This window comes from Ferrigenium straubiae (assembly GCF_051257895.1).
Classification (GTDB): Bacteria; Pseudomonadota; Gammaproteobacteria; order Burkholderiales; family Gallionellaceae; genus Gallionella; species Gallionella straubiae.
In genome coordinates this window covers 940197-962033 of record NZ_CP194331.1, presented here as the reverse complement: position 1 = coordinate 962033, position 21837 = coordinate 940197, and the positions used below count along the sequence as shown (strand labels likewise).

General features: G+C 62.2%; 17 protein-coding genes. 13 read left to right on the top strand and 4 right to left on the bottom strand.

What is annotated here, in order from left to right:
* Window positions 1-204: 204 nt before the first annotated feature.
* From ACRRNM_RS04515 to ACRRNM_RS04500, 4 genes are read left to right on the top strand one after another with little or no spacing between them, the layout of a single operon-like run.
* Window positions 205-633: a hypothetical protein gene (locus tag ACRRNM_RS04515; protein WP_435627045.1), complete on the top strand. Its 429-nt coding sequence runs from the start codon at window positions 205-207 to the stop codon at window positions 631-633.
* Complete coding sequence (locus tag ACRRNM_RS04510; protein ID WP_435627044.1) at window positions 630-1571, top strand: MlaD family protein; 942 nt, start codon at window positions 630-632, stop codon at window positions 1569-1571. Before ACRRNM_RS04515 ends, ACRRNM_RS04510 begins: the two co-directional genes overlap by 4 nt.
* On the top strand, window positions 1552-2367 hold the full coding sequence (locus ACRRNM_RS04505; protein WP_435627043.1) for a hypothetical protein: 816 nt from the start codon (window positions 1552-1554) through the stop codon (window positions 2365-2367). The genes ACRRNM_RS04510 and ACRRNM_RS04505 overlap by 20 nt, the downstream gene beginning before the upstream one ends.
* The gene (locus tag ACRRNM_RS04500) at window positions 2364-4145 is read left to right on the top strand and encodes an adenylate/guanylate cyclase domain-containing protein (RefSeq protein WP_435627042.1); all 1782 of its coding nucleotides are present in this window, start codon (window positions 2364-2366) and stop codon (window positions 4143-4145) included. The genes ACRRNM_RS04505 and ACRRNM_RS04500 overlap by 4 nt, the downstream gene beginning before the upstream one ends.
* Before the next feature lie 69 nt (window positions 4146-4214).
* Here ACRRNM_RS04500 and ACRRNM_RS04495 read toward each other — a convergent pair whose 3' ends face one another.
* From ACRRNM_RS04495 to glnE, 4 genes are all read right to left on the bottom strand, one after another.
* A complete protein-coding gene (locus ACRRNM_RS04495) occupies window positions 4215-4820 on the bottom strand; it encodes a hypothetical protein (protein WP_435627041.1) in 606 nt (201 codons plus the stop codon).
* Between the two features lie 273 nt (window positions 4821-5093).
* Window positions 5094-5306, bottom strand: coding sequence for a type II toxin-antitoxin system HicB family antitoxin (locus ACRRNM_RS04490; RefSeq protein ID WP_435627040.1), 213 nt, complete (start codon window positions 5304-5306; stop codon window positions 5094-5096).
* A gap of 4 nt (window positions 5307-5310) precedes the next feature.
* Window positions 5311-5499 (bottom strand): type II toxin-antitoxin system HicA family toxin, encoded by a 189-nt coding sequence (locus ACRRNM_RS04485; RefSeq protein WP_435628637.1) that lies wholly within the window; start codon window positions 5497-5499, stop codon window positions 5311-5313.
* A gap of 74 nt (window positions 5500-5573) precedes the next feature.
* Window positions 5574-8276, bottom strand: coding sequence for a bifunctional [glutamate--ammonia ligase]-adenylyl-L-tyrosine phosphorylase/[glutamate--ammonia-ligase] adenylyltransferase (gene glnE, locus ACRRNM_RS04480; protein WP_435627039.1), 2703 nt, complete (start codon window positions 8274-8276; stop codon window positions 5574-5576).
* Window positions 8277-8450: 174 nt separating this feature from the next.
* On the opposite strand from glnE, the gene ACRRNM_RS04475 reads away from it, so the two are divergent.
* The 9 genes from ACRRNM_RS04475 (at window position 8451) to ispH (ending at window position 21777) form a co-directional block, all read left to right on the top strand.
* Complete coding sequence (locus ACRRNM_RS04475; protein ID WP_435627038.1) at window positions 8451-12386, top strand: YhdP family protein; 3936 nt, start codon at window positions 8451-8453, stop codon at window positions 12384-12386.
* Between the two features lie 12 nt (window positions 12387-12398).
* Window positions 12399-13238, top strand: a complete 840-nt coding sequence (locus ACRRNM_RS04470) for a carbon-nitrogen hydrolase family protein (protein ID WP_435627037.1) — start codon at window positions 12399-12401, stop codon at window positions 13236-13238.
* A 3-nt stretch (window positions 13239-13241) separates the two neighbouring features.
* A complete protein-coding gene (gene tldD, locus ACRRNM_RS04465) occupies window positions 13242-14708 on the top strand; it encodes a metalloprotease TldD (RefSeq protein WP_435627036.1) in 1467 nt (488 codons plus the stop codon).
* Between the two features lie 103 nt (window positions 14709-14811).
* Window positions 14812-15675, top strand: a complete 864-nt coding sequence (locus ACRRNM_RS04460; protein ID WP_435627035.1) for an HDOD domain-containing protein — start codon at window positions 14812-14814, stop codon at window positions 15673-15675.
* Complete coding sequence (locus ACRRNM_RS04455; protein ID WP_435627034.1) at window positions 15672-16559, top strand: MBL fold metallo-hydrolase; 888 nt, start codon at window positions 15672-15674, stop codon at window positions 16557-16559. Before ACRRNM_RS04460 ends, ACRRNM_RS04455 begins: the two co-directional genes overlap by 4 nt.
* Window positions 16560-16603: 44 nt before the next feature.
* Complete coding sequence (locus ACRRNM_RS04450) at window positions 16604-17530, top strand: bifunctional riboflavin kinase/FAD synthetase (protein WP_435627033.1); 927 nt, start codon at window positions 16604-16606, stop codon at window positions 17528-17530.
* A 9-nt stretch (window positions 17531-17539) separates the two neighbouring features.
* Window positions 17540-20407 (top strand): isoleucine--tRNA ligase, encoded by a 2868-nt coding sequence (gene ileS / locus ACRRNM_RS04445; protein ID WP_435627032.1) that lies wholly within the window; start codon window positions 17540-17542, stop codon window positions 20405-20407.
* The gene (gene lspA, locus ACRRNM_RS04440) at window positions 20400-20876 is read left to right on the top strand and encodes a signal peptidase II (protein ID WP_435627031.1); all 477 of its coding nucleotides are present in this window, start codon (window positions 20400-20402) and stop codon (window positions 20874-20876) included. The genes ileS and lspA overlap by 8 nt, the downstream gene beginning before the upstream one ends.
* Entirely contained in the window at window positions 20857-21777 is a 921-nt protein-coding gene (gene ispH / locus ACRRNM_RS04435; RefSeq protein WP_435627030.1) for a 4-hydroxy-3-methylbut-2-enyl diphosphate reductase, read from the top strand. The genes lspA and ispH overlap by 20 nt, the downstream gene beginning before the upstream one ends.
* The last annotated feature ends 60 nt before the right edge of the window (window positions 21778-21837 follow it).

The window sequence follows — 21837 nt, the reverse complement described above, 5'->3', positions numbered from 1 at the left end:
CTGCGAAGCCATCGTAGGCAGGAGTGGTGAATTTCGCTTATTGTCGCACCTGTTTTGGACATTGCTTTCAACTTGGGTAAAACTCAACAAGGCAAAATTTCTTTGGGAAAAATGGAAACGTTGCGAGTAGAAAGTCAGAAAAGAGCCCCGCCGGTTTTTCAGGCGGGTGGCCACTATCGCATCGGGAGCAGCACTGAAGCCGATATGCTCGCTCTGTCCGCCTTTCCGGCGACGGTGCGGGTCGATCGCGACGGCGGACTGATGAGCCACTTGAGCGTGTGGAAAAACCTGATCCTGCCGCTGGAATACCGCGCGCGGGATGTCGAGCATGCCGCGGAGGATGCCGCACTGCTATTCGTGCTGTGCGGCGAAGACGAGGCGAACCTGCCGCGCTTGATGGGCAGTTACCCGGACGCCTTGTCCCTGTACGAGAGACGGCTGGCGGGATTCGTGCGGGCGTTGTTGCTGGAGCCGGGGGTGCTGGTGCTGGATGATGTATTCGACGGCCTTACGGCAGCAGAGAAGGAGAAGGCTGCGCGGTGGCCGGAAGTGTTCCGCCTGCGCTTTCCGTTCCGGGTTTTGTTGTATCGCGCTCAGGAAGAGGCATTGAACGATACGGAGCGCGCCGCATGAAAACCGGCCTGGAGCAGTTTGCGGAACCCGGAAATGCCGAATCCCGGGCGCGCGAGCGCAGGGTGAGATGGTTCGTCGCCGGGGCGGTGTTGATCGCGATGGCCGCAATAATCTTCATGTCGGTGCAGAAGGGCCTGTTCCAGCGCACCACTCAATTGCATTTCTTCGCGGACAGCGCGAAGGGCATGGTGCCGGGCATGGCGGTCAAGCTCAACGGGTTCAAGGTCGGCACGCTGGGCAAGCTGGTGATGGATGCGGACGGGCGGGTGAGCATGGTGCTGCGGGTGAGCGACGAATATGTGCACCTGATCCATAAGGACGCGAGGGCGCGCTGGGCCAAGGAAGACCTGATCGGCGAGAGCGTGATCGAGATATTGTCCGGTTCGGAAAATGCACCTGTCGTGGAAAACAACGCGGTGATCGGCTTCGAGCGCGCGCGCGATATCGGCGAGGAGATCGGCAGGCTGGCCAACCAGTTGCAGCCCATCCTGGCGGACGTGAAAAATATCACGGCTTACGTCGACAACCCCGACGGCGACCTGAAGAAAACCGTCCGGGAATTGAAGCGCGCCAGCACCGCGCTCGCGGATGCCGGGGAAGACGTGAGCGACACGACGCGGCGCAACAAGCAGCAGATCCAGTCGGCCATCACCAATGCGTCGAACGCGCTGGCCACGCTGAACACCGAACTGCCGCGCCTGATCGGACGCATGGATACCAGCCTGCGTCATGTCGAGGGAGCAACCGCCGACGTGCACGCAATCACCGGCAAGCTGGCGGAGGACTTGCCCCCGGCAGTCAGCGAGGGGCGCGAAACGCTGCAGGATACCCATGACGTGGTGAATGCCGTCAAGGGCAGCTGGCCGGTGCGCAATCTGCTGCCGCCCCAGGAAGAACGTTCCTTGCCTCTGGATAGCCATGTCCCGAACAATCCCTGATTTTTGCCGGCTGGCGCTGCTCATCGTTCTATCCGGATGTGCATCGGCGCCGGATACCCGGAGCGCCCGGCACAAGCAGGCGCTGGAGTGGGCATCCCAGGGCGAGAGGGCTTATCTCAACGGGAACATGGAGCAATCCGGCCGGTATTATGAAAAGGCCCTGCAGCTCAACACCGGTATCGAGAATGGAAGCGGCATCGCGGCGAACCTGCTGAGCCTCGCACAGCTGCATCTCGAGCGCGGCGAATACGACCGGGCAGGGGCGAAGCTGCAACTCATCCTGGACAACAGGGATCATTTGTTTGCGGCCGATGCGAGGGCCGATGCTGCGGCGCGCTCCGCCCAAGTGGCGCTGCTGTCGAAGCAGCCCGGCAAGGCAGCCGAGTCGGCGCAACAGGCGCAGGCCCTTTGCAAGGCTGCCGCTTGCGCGCTGGAAGCGGCAATCACCAATCTTCAGGCACGCGCCGCTTTCGCGCTCGGACAGACCCAGGCAAGCGCCGATCTGGCGAGCCGCGCCGCGGACATCGCCGATAAAACGCAACAGCCTGTCGAACTGGCAAACGCAAAAAGATTGCTCGGCGAAATGCGGCTGCACCTGGGCGCCGCGGCAGAAGCCATGCCCCTGCTCGAGAACGCGCTGTTGCTGGACAAGCAGCTCGGCCTGCCGAAGAAGATCGCCGCAGACCTGCATCTGCTGGCAGATACGCAAGACATGCTGGGGCGGCGCGTAGAGGCGGAATCGTACCGCGGCCGGGAGCGCGCGATCCGTTCGGCGCTAGAGAAAAAGGCGCCATGAGCCTGCCGGATAAATTGCGCCGTTACTCCCATCCCATCGGCTTCCTGATCGTGCTGGCGCTGGGTCTGGCGCTGCACCTGAACCGGGCGTGGAGCCCGCTGGAGCTTTTCGTGCTGGATCGCCAGTTCACCCTATTGCGCGAGCATCCGCAGCCACTCGCCAACGACGTCGTGGTGGTCGGCATCGACGAGGCGACATTCAAACAGTTTCGCGAACCGTTTGCGCTGTGGCACCCGCATCTGGGCAAATTCTTCCAGGCCATGGCCGGCGCGCGGCCTTCGGTGGTCGGCATGGACATCGTGCTGCCCGACCGTTCCTATCAGTTCCTCGCTCCCGGCTACGATCAGGCGCTGATGCAGGGATTGATCGCCATGCGCGGAACGGTCCCGGTGGTTCTCAGCCAGTCGCTCGACGACCAGGGAAATGTCCGCCCCATCTTTCCGCCGTTCGTCGCGGTGGCCGGGGTGGATGCCATGGCGTTCCCGCTGGTCTGCCTCGACCGGGACGGCGTGCCGCGGCGGCTGGACGGTGCGGAGTGCGCCAACCGCTCGCGCGGCATGACGCTATCCGAAGCGATGTCCGCAAAACTCGGAGCCAGGCATGCATGGAGCGGCATGATCGACTATTCCCTGGGGGCGGCGATCCAGTACATTCCGTTTACCCAGGTGCTGAATTGGTATGAGCAGGGCGACACCGAGCAACTGGCGCGCGTCTTCCAGGGCAGGCCCGTCCTGCTCGGGGTGATCCTGCCGTTCAGCGACCGCATGCAACTGCCGGTTCCGCTTGCCGGATGGGAGCCGGAGAACCGGCGCCTGCCCGGCGTCCTGATCCACGCCCAGGCGCTGCGCTCCATGCTGAACCGCGGCCCCGTCGCAACCGTCCATCCCAGCATGCTGCTGTTATTGGCGCTGCTGCCGGCGGCCTTCTGGTGGGGCAGAAGCGCGTGGCCGAAGGTGGCCGCGCTCTTCGCGTTCAGCCTCGCCGTGCTGGCGATCAGCACCCTGCGCCTGTGGCAGGGGCAGTTTCTTCCGCCGGTGGATGCCATCGGCATGGCCTGGATCGCATTCACGGGCCGTGCCGCGTTCGACTCGATGCGGCAGTACCGGGAGAAGCGCTTCCTGAAGCAGGCGTTCGGCGGCCATGTCAGCCCGGTGGTCATGAATGAAATACTGGCGGGCAACGTCCAGCTCGGCGCGGGGAAACGCCGGCGCGTGTGCGTGCTGTTTGCCGACATCCGGGGATTTACCGCGCGCTCCGAGCAGACGACGCCGGAGGCCATCATCGAGCTGCTGAACGGCTACTTCGCGCAAATGACCGAGGCGATACACAAGCATGGCGGCGTGGTGGACAAGTTCATCGGCGACGGGCTGATGGCTTTCTTCGGCGCGCCGCAGTCCATCGAACACCCCGAAAGAAAGGCGCTGGAAGCCGCCCAGGAGATGCTTCTGCGCCTGCATCGCTACAACCAGTCGCTGACAGGTCAGGGCGTCGAGCCGATCGCCATCGGCATCGGCATCCACGCCGGCGATGTCATCCTCGGCTATATCGGCTCCGAGGCGCGCCACGAATACACCGCCATCGGCGACACGGTAAACGCCGCCTCGCGGCTGGAGGGCATGACCAAGACGCTGGGCTACCCGGTCGTCTGCTCGTCGGCAGTGGCCGGTGCGGTGAAGGGATCTACCGAGCTGGTTGATCTGGGCGAGCATTCTGTCCGCGGGCATGCGCCCATGCACCTGTTCGGCTGGAAACCGGCGATTCTGGATAGGCTGGGGTGATGCGCAGTGAGGTGTTTTTCTACAGCTTCAACGTCAGCTTCTCTGTTTCCCTCGAAGCAACAGCTAGTACTAGGCACCACTAGCCACTTGCTTCCACTTTGTGAGATGGACTAAATACTCATTGAGCACTTTCTTCTGATGGGTGATGTCGCCAGAAGCGAGGTTTACGATTGTCGAGATACCCATTGTTGATACTGTTCGCCCGTGATCCGATTCTGAGCGGCAGTCACGGAGGTGATACAAAGTGACCCTTTGGACCTCTTCGGGGAATCTGCGTTGCAGAGCTGAAAGTTTAGGACGAAGAATATTAAGTACGGAGTCGCCATACTTGGTGGCTTCATCTCGGGTTGGGATCTTGCCCTTGTGAACCACATCATTGCGGAAAGAAATTTGAGAATTGGATAGGAGTTCAGGTGGTTCATTGAAGTGGTGTGACCACAAGAAGATGAATGCTCCTAGCTGTCTCTCAGATTGGCTCGCGACTTTCTTCCAGCAGTTCTGAAATAGTGTGTCGGACTTCGAGGCGCTCTCAAGAAAGACTCGTACCGCAAACTCGTAGAACCGTTCAAGGCTAGTGGAAAAGGATGAAACAGCCTCCCGGTAGTAGCTGTCAAGAATTGCATAGGCACCAATCTCGAATAACACTTCGAATTTCTGTTGCTGAAGGATAGTCATCGTCCTGTGGCCAACCGAACACTCAAATTCATACCGACCATCATCTCGGAACTCTACACGTGTAAACTCGTTGCTTGGCTTCCCGAGCTCATGTAGGCATTGCATACATGGAACCATTAAGCGCATGTGAGCTTCCTTGAAGAAGGCTGACTATGAATTGTGCGGCGCTTCTGCCGCATAGCCTAATAACAACTGTCGTATGGGTCTCGCATGATTATCACCTCGCCGAACGCTAATCCACCCCCGAACAATTTCGCCCCTTCGAGCTCGGGGTCAGGCAGCGATTTCAAGGTACTCGACGATGCTTGCCGGAGCGGGGACTGGCAAACCATCTTCGATGAGGCCTCCGATATGGAAGGTAATTGCCTCGCGAATTTCGCGTTCGGTCTCTTCGACGGTTGCCCCGGTGGCGACACACCCAGGCAAGTCCGGTACATAAGCCGAATAATTGTTTCCTACCTTCTCTACAACGATTGCGTAGCGCATGAGATTAGTCCTTTAATTGAGCCTGTTTGAGGATGCTATTCAACGTGCCGGGCGCAAGATCATCACTTGGTTTCCCGGGTACGGTGACACGTCCACTCTTGGCGGGATGTTTGAACTGCCGGTGACTGCCGCGTGTTGCCGCGAGATACCAGCCATCCGCATTTAGTTTCGCCAGAATTTCGCTTACTTTCATGCGGCGAGAATAGCAGATTGCCGGGGTACTGCCAAAAATGGCCAACGAGTGGCGCTTCTGACCCTCGCCAAGCGCTAATCCACCCCGAACAATTCCCCCCACAGTTTCTCGCTCGCCCGGGTGTCGATTTCCTCATGCGATACGCGGCACGGCAACTGGCTGTTAAGCCGGATGCGGTGCTGCGTCTGGCGCAATGCGCGATACAGCGTGCGGTTCTGTTCGGCAAGCTCGACAGGGATCAGCCCGAGTTCGCCAGCGAGCTTGAGCAGCGCAAGGTTGCCGATGTTGCCGGTCAGTTGCGGGTACTGGCGGGCGTAGGCGAGCACGAGGTATTGCACCATGAACTCGATGTCCACCATGCCGCCACGGTCATGCTTGATGTCGAACAGCCCGGTGTCGTTGGGGTGGCCGTCGAGCATCTTCCGGCGCATCGCCAGGATTTCCCCGCGCAAGACGGCGAGGTCGCGCGGCTGGCAGAGCACCCGCTTGCGGATGTCCTCGAAGGCGGCGCCGATTTCCGTGTCTCCGGCGCAGAAACGTGCGCGCGTCAGGGCCTGGTGCTCCCATATCCAGGCCTGCTGTTGCTGGTATTCGGTGAATGCCTCGACCGTGCTGACCAGCAGGCCGCTCGCGCCGTTCGGGCGCAGGCGCAGGTCGGTTTCGTAGAGGCGGCCGGATGAGGTGTAGCTGCTCAGCATGGTGTTGATGCGCTGCCCGAGCCGCGCGTAGTTTTCCTGCGCATCCGGGTGGTGGTCGTCGTAGAGAAAGATCAGATCGAGGTCGGAGGCGTAGCTCAGCTCCTTGCCGCCCAGCTTGCCGTATGCGATGACGGCGAATTTCGGCTCGTCGCGATGCTGCTTGCGCGCGGTCGCCCAGCTCAGCCTCAGCACATGGCGCAGCATCAGATCGGCGAGGTCGGAGAGGTGGTCGCTGAGCTTTTCCAGCGGCAGCAGGCCCTGCAGGTCCATCGCCAGCAACTGGAAGGTCTGTTCCTGCTGGACGAGGCGCAGCATGTCGAGCTGCCGCTCGGCATCGCCGACGCAGTCGTCGAGGCGGCGCTGCAAGTCGCAGTCGATCTGCTCCCACTGCGGCGGCTGGTACATCTCGCGCGCATCCAGCAGTTCGTCGAGCAGCGCCGGGTGCTGGGTCATGTATTCGCCCGCCCAGCTGCTGGCGGAAACCATTTTGGCCAGGCGCTGCATGGCCTGCGGATACTCGGCGAGGAAGGCGAGGTAGGAGGCGCGGCGGCTGATGCCTTCCAGCAGGGCGAGCAGCCTGGACAGCGTTTCGTCCGGGTTGGCTTGCTGCGCGCACAGGGCGATGAATTGCGGGATCAGCTTGTCCAGCCGCTGCCGGCTGAGGTCGGGCAATTGCCGATAGCGGTTGCCGGCTTGCAGCTGCAGGAGGCGCTGCGCGCTGTCGCTCGCGGCGCGGTAACCGAGGCCTTCGAGGTGAGCCTGCAACTCTTCGGTACTGACCCCTTCATGCCAGAATTGCCCCTCGTCCTGTTCTTCCTGCGACTCGCCGAAAATCAGTTCGAATTGCTGGTTGACCAACGCGCGATGGCGGTCGAGGTCGGCGAGCAGCGCGGCGTAATCCGCGTAGCCCATCGCCTCGGCGATGATGGCCTGGTCTTCGGGTTTCTCGGGCAGCTCCTGGGTCTGCTGGTCGTCCAGGTATTGCAGGCGATGCTCGAGGTTGCGCAGGAACACATAGGCCGCATCCAGCTCGGCGACGACGGCATCGGGCAACTGGCCGTTCTTTGCGAGCAATTGCAGCGCCGCCTGTGTGGGGCGGATGCGCAACTCGGCATCGCGCCCGCCGCGGATCAGCTGGAACACTTGCGCAGTGAACTCGATCTCGCGTATGCCGCCCGGGCCGAGCTTGATGTTGTTGAGCCGCTCGCGGCGCTGCACTTCCTGGCGGATCTGCGCGTGCAGCTTGCGCATCGAATCGATCGCGCCGAAGTCGAGGTATTTGCGGAACACGAAGGGCTGCGCGAGCTGCATGAGCTCGGCGGTCTGCGCGCAATCGGCGGGGGAGATCACGCGCGCCTTGATCCAGGCGTAGCGTTCCCATTCGCGCCCCTGGCTGACGAGGTATTCCTCGAGCGCGGCGAAGCTCATCACCAGCGGGCCGCTGTCGCCGTAGGGGCGCAGCCGCATGTCCACGCGGAACACGTAGCCGTCGCCGGTCGGTTCGTTGATCAGGCTGATCAGGCGGCGCCCGAGTCGGGTGAAGAATTCGTGGTTGCCCAGCTTGCGCGGCCCGTCCGTTTCGCCGTCTTCCGGATAGACGAAAATCAGGTCGATGTCGGATGAAACATTCAGTTCGCCACCGCCCAGCTTGCCCATGCCGATGACCAGCAGGGGCTGCGGCGCGGCACCGGTTTCGCCGAGCGGCGTGCCGTATTGCGCCTGCAAGGATTGCATCAGGCAGGCCTGCGCCTGCTGGATGCTCACTTCCGCGAGTGCGGTCATGGCCTGCATTACCTCATTGAGATCGCACAGCCCGTTGAGGTCGCGCAGGATCAGTTTGACCATCACCTGCTTGCGCAGCCTGCGCACGGCGCGTGCCAGGCCGGCTTCGTTGTCGGGGCTGAGGCCATACTGCTGCAACAAAGCTTGCATTTCTGCACGGTTGCATGGCGTGGTGTAGTTTTTCTGCAACCAATCCTGCAGCGAATGGTCTGCTTCCAGAACATGCATGGCATAGCGGCTGCAATGCAGCGCCTTTTTCAGCAGGTTATCGAAGGGCGGCAAGTTTGCGGTATTCATGGGTAGGGCTTCAAGTTAGAATGTGCATTGTCCAATGATTAGTCGTTAGTCGCTAGTCGTTAAGTCGTTTAGTTAAGTCAAAAGCAGTCGCTGGTCATTAGATGCTAGTGGCTAGTTAAACCCATCTGTAACCACCAACTAGTAACTAACGGCTAACAGCTGGCAACTGAACTTATGTTGAACTCTCTTCCCATCCGCCTGCTGTGGCACAGCCTGAACTGGCTGACGCGGCTTGCCATTGTCGCGTCGGCGGTGCTGGCCGTGCTGACCGCGCTGGCGATCATCCTGTTGCGTTACTGGATATTGCCGAATGTCGAGCAGCATCACGAGCGGATTGTCGCTTCGCTGGCAGGTGCGATCGGCAATCCGGTCGCCATCGGCAGGATCGAGGGCGACTGGATGGGCTTCCGGCCGCGCCTGAGTTTTACCGACGTGCATATCCTGAACGAGCAGCGGCAACCCGCGCTGGTGCTGCCGCGCATCGACGGCAGCGTGTCGTGGATGTCGCTGTTCGCCTTCGAGTTGCGGCTGGCCAGCCTGGAAATCGACAGGCCGGAACTGCGGATCCGCCGCGATGTGCAGGGGCAGATTTTCATCGGCGGCGTGGCGCTCTCCAAACAGGGCGGCAATAACGATTTATCCGACTGGCTGCTGCGCCAGTCACACATGGTGGCGCGCGATGCGCTCATCGTCTGGATGGACGAGCAGCGCGGTGCGCCGCCGCTGGTGCTGCAACGCGTCAATCTGCGTATCGAGAACCTGTTCAGCCACCACCTCTTCGCCCTGCGCGCCGTGCCGCCGGCCGATCTGGCAACGCCGCTGGATGTGCGCGGCGATTTTTACGGGGCGAGTTTCGATGACCTGGGCGCCTGGCACGGCCAGGTTTATACACGGCTCGATTACACCGATGTGACGGCCTGGCGGCCCTGGCTGGATTTGCCCGGAGAATTCAGCCGTGGCCGCGGTGCGCTGCGCGGCTGGCTGGATGTCGAAGGCGGCAAGGTAACGGGGATCACCGCCGACCTGGGCCTGCACGATGTGGTGACCAAGCTGGCCGAAGATGTGCCGGAAATGCGGCTGCTCGATTTGCGCGGCCGCGCCGCATGGAAAGAAACAGTGGGCGGCATGGAGGTTTCCACCCGGCATCTGGCGCTACGCTTGAGAAATGGTGTCGAGCTGCAGCCGACGGACTTCTATTTTCGCACCGCAAAGGCCGGCGATGGACGATCCACCGCCAACGAAATACGCGCCAGCCTGCTGCAGCTGGAAAGTCTCGCCGGCCTGGCCAATTTCCTCCCGCTGGAAGCCGATCTGCGCGCCAAACTGGACGCCTATGCGCCAAGGGGAACGGTGTCCAACCTGAATGCACAATGGCAGAGCGTGCTCGAAAAGCCGGGTAGCTACAAAATCCCGAGCTACGGAATCAAGGGGCAGTTTGAAAATCTTGCGCTGCGCCAGGTTGGTTCGCTGCCGGGCTTTTCCGGTCTGTCGGTGGAGGTGGACGGCAGTGATGCAAGCGGCCGTCTGCATATCGATTCGCGCCATCTGGTTGTGGATGCGCCGGGGGCGATGCGCGAACCGCTGCTTTTCGCCACGCTGACCGGACAGGCCGGCTGGCAGCGCAAGCGCGGGGAATTGCTGGTCAAGGTCGATAATGTCGCCGTTGCCAACGACGACCTGGCGGGCAATCTTTATGGGAGCTACCAGACCAGGGCCGGTACGCTGGGTGTGCTGGACCTGACGGTCAGCCTGACGCGCGGCGACGTGAGGCGTGCCGCGCGCTACACCCCGCTGGTCGCGCTGGACAAGGAGGGCAACGACTGGCTGAGCGGCGCGATGCTGGCCGGGCATACCGAGGACTTCCGCGTGCGCGTCAAGGGCAATTTGAGCGACTTCCCCCTGAAAGGCGGAGAGCAGGATGCGCTGCTCGAAGTCGGCGGACATGCGCGGGATGTCGTGCTGGAATTCGACAAGGGCTGGCCGCGCATCGAAAACATCTCGGGCGAATTCTGGATACGCGGCAACCGGATGGAAGTGACGGCGCCATCTGCGACCATCCTGGACGCCCGATTGCAGAACCTCACGGTCGCCATCACGGACTTGCAGAGCGACGACCTGCCGCTGGAGATCAAGGGCAGCGCGACGGGGGCGAGCAATACCTTTCTGAGATTCATCCAGCAAAGCCCGGTGCGCGGCTATATAGACGGATTCACCGACGGCATGAGCGCCAGCGGCAACGGGCATCTGGATCTGTCGGTGCATATCCCTCTGCAAGGCGACAAGCCGGTGAAGGTATCCGGCGCTTTTCGCGTACAGGATAACGACATCGACCTGGGAAATGGAGTACCGCTGCTGCGCAAGACGCGCGGCGAGCTGGCGTTCACCGAGTCGGGCATGCAGGCCAGCGGCGTGTCGGCGGAGATACTCGGCGGGGCCGCCAATATCGACGTGAAAACAGAACAGGGCGGCGTGGTGCATGCCGCCGTAAAAGGGCGCAGCAACCTCGATGCATTGCGCCGGATCAATCCGCATCCGCTGCTGAACCACCTGTCCGGCGGCGCGGCATGGGATGCCGATATCACGGTGGTGAAAAAATCCACGCAGCTGACCATCAACTCCAGCCTGCAGGGGCTGGGCTCCACACTGCCGCAGCCCTTTGCCAAGGAGGCGCAGGAAGCAATGCCGTTGCGCGTGGAGAAGAGGAATGTCACCGAGGGGCAGGATGTCATCACTGCCCAGTTGGGCAAGCTGCTCAGTGCGCGGTTGGCGCGGCGCGATGAAAACGGTGCGATGGTCATCAGGCGCGGCATCGTCAATTTCGGCGAGGAAAACATTTCCGCCAGCAGGAGCCGGCGGTCGGGCACAAGGAGGCTGCTGGAGCAACTCGGGGCCATCGACTCCACGCGCGGCAGGAGTGGTGTATCGCTGACCGGCAGCCTGCCGGAGCTGTCCCTGCAAGGCTGGGGCGATCTGCTTGGCGCGGCGGGCGGCGCGGAGAATGGCCTGCCGATTGCCGGTGCAGATCTCACGATCGGCAGGGTAAGCGGGTTCGGCATGCACATCGACGATCTGCGCATCAATGCCGACAAGCGCGGCGACGGCTTGTTCGCGCGGCTGTCCGGCAGTGCGCTGAATGGCGAGGTGGAGTGGCAGCCGCGCGGAGAAGGCAAATTGACGGCGCGCTTGCAGAACCTGCTGTGGAGCGGCAATGGCGGTACTGCTACCGCTCCTGCTTCCGTTCAGGCGGTTCGGGTTACGCCGGCATCACCCGGCAGCCTGCCCGCGCTGCAGGTTTCTGTCGAGAATTTCCAGATGAAAGACAAGCAGATCGGGCGGCTGGAACTGGTAGGGCATCCCGAGGGCAACGATTGGCGGATGCGGCGCCTGAACATCGCCAACCCGGACGGCAGCCTGACCGGCGACGGGGTTTGGCGCGGCGGCCAGGCGGGCGGCGCACAGACCCAGGTCAACCTGCTGCTGCAGATCAGCGATGCGGGGAAAGTCCTGGCGCGCTCCGGTTATCCTGGCACCGTCAAGGGCGGCAGCGGGAAGCTGGCGGTGAACCTGTCATGGGACGGCAACCCCGGCGAATTCAACTATGCCACGCTGGACGGCACGCTCAAGCTGGATACCAGCAAGGGGCAGTTCCTCAAGATGGATCCGGGCATCGGCAAATTGCTCGGTATCCTCAGCCTGCAGGCGTTGCCCAAGCGTATCACGCTGGATTTCACCGACGTGTTCAGCGACGGCTTCCAGTTCGACAACATCAACGGCAACGCGGCCATCGAAAACGGCGTGATCGATACGCAGGATTTGCATCTCGATGGTTCGTCCGCCAAGGTGACCATGAAGGGCCGCGTCGATTTGAACAGCGAAACCCAGGATCTGCGCGTGCAGATATTGCCTACGCTGGGCGACAGCGTATCTCTGCTCGGCGCCTTTGCCGCCGGGCCGGTGGCGGGTATCAGTTCGCTGCTCATCAATAAAGTATTGGGCGAACCGCTCGATAAGTTGGCGTCGTTTGAATACAATGTCAGCGGTACTTGGAGCGATCCGAAGGTAGTCAAGGCTGGCAAAACGCCGGTCAAGGCAAGCAATCAAAACAAATAGGAAATAATTTTCATGCAGCAGGCAAACCCCGTACAGCGCGCGCAAACCAACGCATTCAAGGTAGCCGCCATCCAGATGGCTTCCGGCCCGAACGTCACGGGCAACCTGAACGAGGCGCGCCGCCTCATCGCCAACGCTGCCGAGCAGGGCGCTCGCCTGGTGGTGCTGCCGGAATTCTTCGCCATCATGGGCATGTCCGAGCAGGACAAGGTTGTAGCGCGCGAGCAGCCGGGGCGGGGGCCGATCCAGTCGTTCCTCAGTGAAACCGCGCGTCAGCACAGGATATGGCTGGTGGGCGGCTCGATCCCGCTCGCGGCCAATGCGCCGGACAAGGTGCTGAACAGCTGCCTGGTGTTCGACGAGCAGGGCGAGCAGGTGGCACGCTACGACAAGATCCATCTGTTCAATCTGGAGCTGGGCAACGAGCGCTACGACGAAGCCAGGACCATCGAGCCGGGCAGTCAGGTGGTGGTGGTGGACAGCCCGTTCGGCCGCATCGGCCTCGCGGTGTGCTACGACCTGCGCTTTCCCGAGCTGTTCCGCGCGATGCAGGACGTGGATATCATCGTCCTGCCTTCCGCATTCACCGAGACCACCGGCAAGATGCACTGGGAAGTGCTGGTGCGTGCGCGTGCCGTGGAAAACCTGGCGTATGTGATCGCCGCCGCGCAAGGCGGCTATCACGTCAGCGGGCGCGAGACGCACGGCAACAGCATGATCGTCGGCCCGTGGGGCAGCGTGCTGGACCGGCTGCCGCGCGGCTCCGGCGTAGTGATCGCCGAAGTAAACCCGCCCTACCAGGCCAGCCTGCGCGCCAGCCTGCCGGCATTGACGCACCGCGTTTTATTCTAGGCAATGATGAATAGCCAGCAGCAAGATCAGCCCTTCGATACGCTGTTCGTCACGGCGCAGCAATCGCTCCTCGCGGCGCATTCCATCGAGACGCGCCACATCGAGCAGGTGTTCGCCAGCATGATGGCGCACCGCCTCGATTACGCCGACCTGTATTTCCAGTACAGCCGCGCCGAGAGCTGGGCGCTGGAAGAAGGTATCGTCAAGTCCGGCAGCTTCAACATCGATCAGGGCGTCGGGGTGCGCGCGGTGAGCGGCGAGAAGACCGCCTTCGCCTATTCCGATGACATCAGTCTGAACGCGCTGGAAAGCGCGGCACAGGCCACGCGCGCGATCGCGAGGCAGGGCGGCGAGCAGGCGGTGCCGACGCTGTATCACGGCTCGCGGCGCGAGATTTACCTGCCGCACGATCCCATCGCCAGCCTCAAGGATGCCGACAAGGTCGCGTTGCTCGAGCGCCTCGAGGGCTACGCGCGTGCGCTCGATCCGCGCGTGGTGCAGGTGATGGCCGGGCTGGCCGGCGAATACGAAGTGGTGATGGTGGCGCGCAGCGACGGCCTGATGAATGCCGATATCCGCCCGCTGGTGCGCCTGTCGCTGCAGGTCATTGTCGAAGAAAACGGCAAGCGCGAGCAGGGCTCGGCGGGCGGCGGCGGGCGCTTCGATTACGCTTATTTCGACGATGCGATGCTGCGCAAATATGCCGCGCTGGCGGTGCACCAGGCGGTGACCAACCTCGATGCCGCGCCCGCCCCGGCGGGCAACATGACCGTGGTGCTGGGCAACGGCTGGCCGGGAATTTTATTGCACGAGGCGATCGGCCACGGGCTGGAGGGCGACTTCAACCGCAAGGGCAGCTCGGCGTTTTCCGGCCGCGTCGGCGAACGCGTCGCGGCACCGGGCGTGACCGTGGTGGACGACGGCACGCTGGCAAGGCGGCGCGGCTCGCTGCAGATGGACGACGAGGGCAACCCCGCGCAATGCACCACGCTGATCGAGAACGGCATCCTCAAGGGCTATTTGCAGGACACGCTGAATGCGCGGCTGATGGGCGTGCCGGTGACCGGCAATGCGCGCCGCGAATCCTATGCGCACCTGCCGATGCCGCGCATGACCAACACCTACATGCTCAACGGCGACAAGGACCCGCAGGAAATCCTCGCCTCGGTGCAGCACGGCCTGTATGCGGTGAATTTCGGCGGCGGACAGGTGGATATCACCAGCGGCAAGTTCGTGTTCTCCACCGCCGAGGCCTACCTGATCGAGGACGGCAAGATCACCCGGCCGGTGAAAGGCGCGACGCTGATCGGCAACGGCCCCGACGTGCTCACACGCATCTCGATGATCGGCAACGACATGGCGCTCGATCCCGGCGTTGGTACCTGCGGTAAGGAAGGCCAGAGCGTGCCGGTCGGCGTGGGGCAGCCTACGGTGAAGATCGACGGGTTGACGGTGGGCGGAACGGCATAGCAAGTCATGCTATGCTTAAGAGCCTATTTCAGCAGGTTTCATGCCCCCACGTTGGGTATGAACCTGCTGAAATAGGCTCTTACATATCAATTTATTCGACGACATGAACCAGATTTCGCCGGAACTGGCAAAAAAACTCACCCTGGCCGTGGAAAAAATGCCTGCCTTTCCCAAGAGCGTGCAGAAAATCCTGGAACTGACGAGGAACCTGGACTGCGAGCCCAAGCATCTGGTGCAGGTGATCGAAAAAGACCCAGTGATGACGGTCAAGATCCTCAGGGTGCTCAACTCGGCCTATTACAGCCTGCCCAGCAAGATTACCTCGGTCAACCACTCGGTGGCTTTCCTCGGCTTCAATACCATCAAGAATCTCGCGCTCGGCATCGCCTCGGTCGGCATTCTGCCCAAGTACAATGACGCCGGTTTCGATATGCAGCGCTATCTGCTGCACTCCCTGACCACTGCCGGCATCGCAAAATCACTGGGCGGCAAGCTGAAGGGCACCGACCCGATGGATTGCTATATTGCGGGGTTGTTGCATGATTTCGGCAAGGTAGTGTTCGCACAGTTTATGGCCGACGAGTTCAGTCAGGCGATGCAGAAGAGCCATAGCGAGAACATACCGCTGCATGTGGCGGAAAGCCAGGTTATCGGCGTAGACCACAGCGTCGTGGGTTCGATGCTGGCGGAGAAGTGGCAATTCCATCCGGCCTTGGTCGATTGCATCCGCAACCACCATTCCACGGAAGGTGCAGAAAGCGGGATGTGGGCCAGCGTCTATACCGCCAACCAGATCAGCAACAAGATGTCCTTCGGCGATAGCGGCGATCCCTGCGTCGAGGCGCTGCCACCGGCAGCCCGCAACTATTTCGGCGGCGATCTCGATGCAGTCATCGCTTCCCTCGGCGACCTGTCGAAAATGGCCGAGGAAGCACAATTGTTTTCCCAGGTCGGAGTCGACGCATGAAAATCAGATTCTGGGGCGTGCGCGGCTCGATCCCGTCGCCCGGACCCCATACCGCCAAGTACGGCGGCAACACCACCTGCATCGAAATCCGCACCGACGATAACGAGCTGATCATCCTCGACGCCGGCACCGGGATTTTTGCGCTGTCGCAAACGCTGCTCAGGGAAATGCCGGTTACCGCGAACGTCTTCATCACCCATACCCACTGGGATCATATCCAGGGCCTGCCGTTCTTCATCCCGGTCTTCATTCCCGGCAACACTCTGCGCCTGCATGGCGCATTCGATCCCGTTTCAGGGTGCGGCATCGAGCAGGTCATGGACGTGCAGTTGCAGTACAGCTTTTTCCCGGTGCGCAAGGCCGAAATGAAGGCCAGCATCGAATATGAGACCCTGATGCCGGAGCAGAGCGTACGGATCGGCTCGGCCACGATCACGCCGACGCTGCTCAACCACCCGGTCATCAACTTCGGCTACCGCATCGACTGCAACGGTAAATCGGTGTTCTTTACCGGCGATTACGAACCTCCCTACAACATCTATGCCCCCGAGGACGAGGGCTACGAGGAATACCAGGCGCTGATCGAGGACAAGGAAAAGTCCATCATCGAGGCGATGCGCGGCGTGGATGTGCTGATTGTCGATTCGTCCTACACGACCGGGGAATACCCGTCGAAGAGGGGCTGGGGGCACGGCACTTTCGATTCCTGTATCGCGATGGCGAAAAGAGCCGGCGCAAAAATCGTGTACTGCACCCACCACGAGCCCACCCGCAGTGACGAGGCGCTGGAACGGGAATTTGCAAAGGCGCTGGCCAATCTTTCCGGGGAAAGTGGCGGTTTGGAATGCCGTCTGGCCCGGGAGGGCGAAGAAATCCTTCTGTAAGACACTGGGCGTAACCCGGTACCCGTCGGGTATAATCCGCGCCCATGTTGATTTTTCGCGGACTCCATTCCCACGACACCCAGCCTGTCGCGCTCACCATCGGCAATTTCGACGGGGTGCATCTGGGCCATCAGGCGTTGCTGAGCGAACTGCGCGCTGCGGCGCAGGCGCGCGGCCTGCCGGTGGCGGTGGTGATCTTCGAGCCGCATCCGCGCGAGTTTTTTGCCCCGCAGCAGGCGCCGGCGCGGCTGACCAATCTGCGCGAGAAGCTGGAACTGTTCGACGCGATGGGCATCGACCGCGTGCATGTGTGCCGCTTCAATGCGCGTTTTTCGCAGATGAGCGCAGCGGATTTCATTCATGCGCTGCATGAAAAACTGTCGGCCAAATTCGTGCTGATCGGCGACGATTTCCGCTTTGGCAGCGGGCGCGCCGGCGATTTCGCGCTGATGGAAAAAATCGGCATGCAGCACGGCTTCGAGGTGCAGGCTGTGCGCAGCGTGCTGCACAACGGCGTGCGCATCTCCAGCACGGCGGTGCGCGCGGCGCTCGCGGAGGGCGACATGCGCAAGGCGCAGTCCTACCTGGGACGCCCCTACAGCATCAGCGGGCGCGTCGAGCATGGCGACGGCCTGGGCAGGCGGATCGGTTTCCCGACTGCCAACATCCAGCTGAAGCACAACCGCCCGCCGCTGTCCGGCATCTTCGTGGTGCAGGCGCATGCCGAGGGCATGGGCGTGCTGCAGGGCGTGGCGAGCCTCGGCGTGCGCCCGACGGTGCATCAGGGCGGCAGGCCGGTGCTGGAAGTGCACCTCTTCGAATTTGCGCAGCAGATTTACAACCGGCACATGCGCCTGGATTTCCTGCACAAGCTGCGCAACGAGGAAAAATATCCCGATGTGGAAACGCTGACGCGGCAGATCGCGCTGGATGTGCAGAACGCAAAGCAATGGTTTAAACGAAATGATTGACTACCCGAAATGACCGATTACAAAGACACGCTCAATCTTCCCGATACTCCTTTCCCGATGCGCGGCGACCTCGCCAAGCGCGAGCCGCAGATGGTCGCAAACTGGCAGGCGCAGCAGCGCTACCAAAAAATCCGTGCGGCCAGACAGGGCAAGCCGAAGTTCATCCTGCACGACGGCCCGCCCTATGCGAACGGCGACATCCACATCGGCCATGCGGTGAACAAGATCCTCAAGGACATCATCGTCAAGAGCAAGACACTCGCGGGTTTCGACGCCCCTTACGTGCCGGGCTGGGACTGCCACGGCCTGCCGATCGAGTTGCAGGTGGAGAAGAAATACGGCAAGGCGATCCCGCCCGCGCAGTTCCGCGTGCTGTGCCGCGAATATGCCAGGGAGCAGATCGAGCGGCAGAAGAAGGATTTCATCCGCCTCGGCGTGCTGGGCGACTGGGAGCACCCCTACCTGACGATGGACTACCAGACCGAGGCCGACATCATGCGCGCGCTCGGCAGCATCTACGAGCGCGGCTACCTCTACCAGGGGCGCAAGCCGGTGAACTGGTGTCTGGATTGCCAGTCGGCCTTGGCCGAGGCCGAGGTGGAATACGAGGACAAGACCTCGCCCGCGATCGATGTGGGCTTCGAGGTCAAGGACAGGGTTGCGCTGGAGAAGGCGTTCGGCGTGTCGTTGCCGGTCGATGCGAAAGTCTATGCGGTGATCTGGACCACCACGCCGTGGACGCTGCCCGCCAACCAGGCGGTGAGCGTGCATCCCGAGCATGAGTACTGCCTGATCAAGACCGGCAGGGGTTATCTGCTGCTGGTTGCGGAGTTGATGGAAAGCTGTCTGCAGCGCTATCAGCTGAGTGGCGAAACAGCCGGGCGCTGCAAGGGTGCGATGCTGGAATTGCTGCCGTTGTGGCACCCGTTCTACGACCGCATCGTACCTATCATCTGCGGCGAACATGTCACGCTGGAAGCGGGCACCGGTCTGGTGCACACCGCGCCCGCGCACGGCCTGGACGACTACTTCGTCGGCCAGAAATACCATTTGCCGACCGACAATCCGGTAGGCGACGACGGCAAGTTCATCTCTACCACGCCGCCTGCCGGCGATACGCCGTTGGCGGGGGTGTTCGTGTGGAAGGCGAACGACATCGTGCTGAGCGCGTTGCAGGCCAGCGGCCATCTGCTGCATATGGAGAAAGTGCAGCACAGCTATCCGCATTGCTGGCGGCACAAGACGCCGATCATTTTCCGCTCCACGCCGCAGTGGTTCATCGGCATGGATAACGCCGCCTACCCGATCGCGGCGGATGCCGAGAGGCTGATCCGGGAAGGCCGCTCCCACGCGAGCCACGACGGCCAGACGCTGCGCGACCTCGCGAACCGCGCGGTCGAACGTACCGAATTCTTTCCCGCCTGGGGGCGCGCGCGTCTTGAGGCGATGATCCGCAACCGCCCCGACTGGTGCGTATCGCGCCAGCGCAACTGGGGCGTGCCGATGCCGTTTTTCGTGCACAGGGAGACGATGCAGCTCCACCCGCGCACCCCGGAATTGCTGGAGCAAGTCGCCAAGCGCGTCGAGCAGGACGGCATCGAGGCATGGTTCGACCTGAACTCGGTGGACCTGCTCGGCGAAGACGCGGTGCACTACCGCAAGCTCACCGACACGTTGGACGTATGGTTCGATTCGGGCACGACGCATGCGGCGGTGCTGCGGCGCCGCACGGAACTGCGCTCGGCCCCGGATGGTTATCTGGCAGACCTGTACCTCGAAGGCTCCGACCAGCACCGCGGCTGGTTCCAGTCCAGCCTGCTGACCGGCTGCGCGATCGACGGCCGCGCGCCGTTCAAGGCCTTGCTCACACACGGCTTCGTCGTGGACGGGCAGGGTCACAAGATGTCCAAGTCCAAGGGCAACGTGATCGCGCCGCAAAAGGTGCTCGATACGCTCGGCGCGGACATCCTGCGCCTGTGGGCGGCCCTGACCGACTACTCCGGCGAGTTGACCATCTCCGACGAAATCCTCAAGCGCGTGGTGGAGAGCTACCGACGCATCCGCAACACCCTGCGCTTCCTGCTCGCCAATATCTCGGACTTCGACCCGCAGCGGCATGCCTTGCCGGTGGAGCAGTGGCTGGAGATCGACCGCTATGCGCTGGCGCTGGTGGAACGTTTGCAGGACGAGGTGGTCGCAGATTACGCACGCTATGAATTCCACCTGATCGCACAAAAATTGCAGACCTTCTGTTCCGAAGACCTGGGCGGTTTCTATCTCGACATCCTGAAAGACCGCCTGTACACCGCCGGGGAAAATTCCGCGGCGCGCCGCTCCGCGCAGAACGCGCTGTACCACCTCACTCACAGCCTGGTGCGCTTGATGGCGCCGATCCTGAGTTTTACCGCCGAGGAAGCTTGGGCGGTGCTGTGCGGCAGGGAGGACGAAAGTGTGTTCACTGGCGAGTGGCACGCGCTTCCGGCCAAGTCGCGGGAAGCGGTGAGTCTTGCCGATTGGCAGGCTATCACCGCATGGCGCGCCAGGGTGAACAAGCAACTGGAAGAGGCGCGTACCGTCGGACTGATCGGCTCGGCGCTGGCCGCCGAAGTGGACGTGTATGCGGCGGGACAGGACTACGACGTGCTGGCGCGCCTCGGCGACGACCTGCGCTTCGTGTTCATCACCTCGCGTGCCACGGTGCATCGCGTCGCGACGGAAGCCGACCAGCACATCGATGTCTCCGCGAGCCTGCACGACAAGTGCGAGCGCTGCTGGCATTACCGCGAAGACGTGGGCGGCGATGCCGATCACCCGACCATTTGCGGCCGGTGTGTGAGCAACCTGTTCGGCGGCGGCGAGGCGCGGCGCTATGCTTAATCGCTGGCTGGGCTTGAGTTTTCTGGTGATCGTGCTCGACCAGTCGAGCAAGGCGTGGATCACCAGCCACTTTGTCCTGGGCGAGAGCCTTCCTGTGCTCGGCGTGTTCGACTTGGTGCTGGCACACAACACCGGCGCGGCATTCAGCTTCCTCAGCGATGCGGGCGGGATGCAGCGCTGGCTGTTCGCCGGGATCGCCGTTGTCGCCTCGGTATGGATCGTCTGGCTGCTGCGCAGGCACGGCGCGCAGACGCTGTTCGCGCTGGCGCTGAGCCTGATCCTCGGCGGCGCGCTGGGCAACCTGATCGACCGCATCGCCTACGGCCATGTGGTGGACTTCCTGCATTTCCACTGGGACGAATATTACTTCCCGGCCTTCAACGTCGCCGATTCAGCGATTACCTGCGGCGCGTTTTTATTGATCCTGGACAGCCTCAAGGAGCGCAAGCATGGATCTGCTGCTGGCTAATCCGCGCGGTTTCTGCGCCGGTGTGGACCGCGCCATCACCATCGTCGAGCGTGCGCTGGCATTGCACGGCGCGCCGGTTTACGTGCGCCACGAGGTGGTACACAACAAATTCGTGGTGGACGGCTTGCGCCAGCGGGGCGCAATATTCATCGAAGACCTGGCCGAAGTGCCGCCCGGCAGCATCCTGGTTTTCAGCGCGCACGGCGTGCCGCAATCGGTGCGCCGCGAGGCCGAGGCACGCGGCCTGACGGTGTTCGATGCGACCTGCCCGCTGGTGACCAAGGTGCATGTCGAGGTATCGCGGCTGCGCGGCCAGGGCAAGGAAATCATCATGATCGGCCATGCGGGGCATCCGGAAGTGGAAGGCACGATGGGGCAGTGCGACGGCGGGATCTACCTCGTCGAATCGCCCGAACAGGTCGCCGGCCTCAAGGTAAACGACGAAAATAATCTCGCCTTTGTCACACAGACCACTCTGTCGGTGGATGATGCCAGCGGCATCGTCGCCGCGCTCAAGGCGCGCTTTCCCAATATCACCGGGCCGAGGAAGGACGACATCTGCTATGCCACGCAAAATCGCCAGGATGCGGTCAAGCTGCTGGTCAGACAATGCGACGTGGTGATCGTGGTGGGGTCGCCGAACAGTTCCAATTCCAACCGGCTGCGCGAAGTCGCGGCCAAGGTCGGCGTGCCGGCCTATCTGGTGGACGATGCCGGCGGATTGCAGCCGGAATGGTTCGCCGGCAAGACGCGCGTCGGTATCAGCGCCGGCGCATCCGCTCCCGAGTTACTGGTGCAGGGCGTGGTCGCGCGCCTGCGCGAATTGGGTGCGGAGAGCGTCACCGAACTGAAAGGCATCCGCGAGAACGTCATATTCCCGCTGCCCCGTGCGTTGCAGTAATAAGCGCGCTGCAATAATGAGGAGCGCCAACGCTCTAAATGTTCCCTTGTCGCAGCGCGT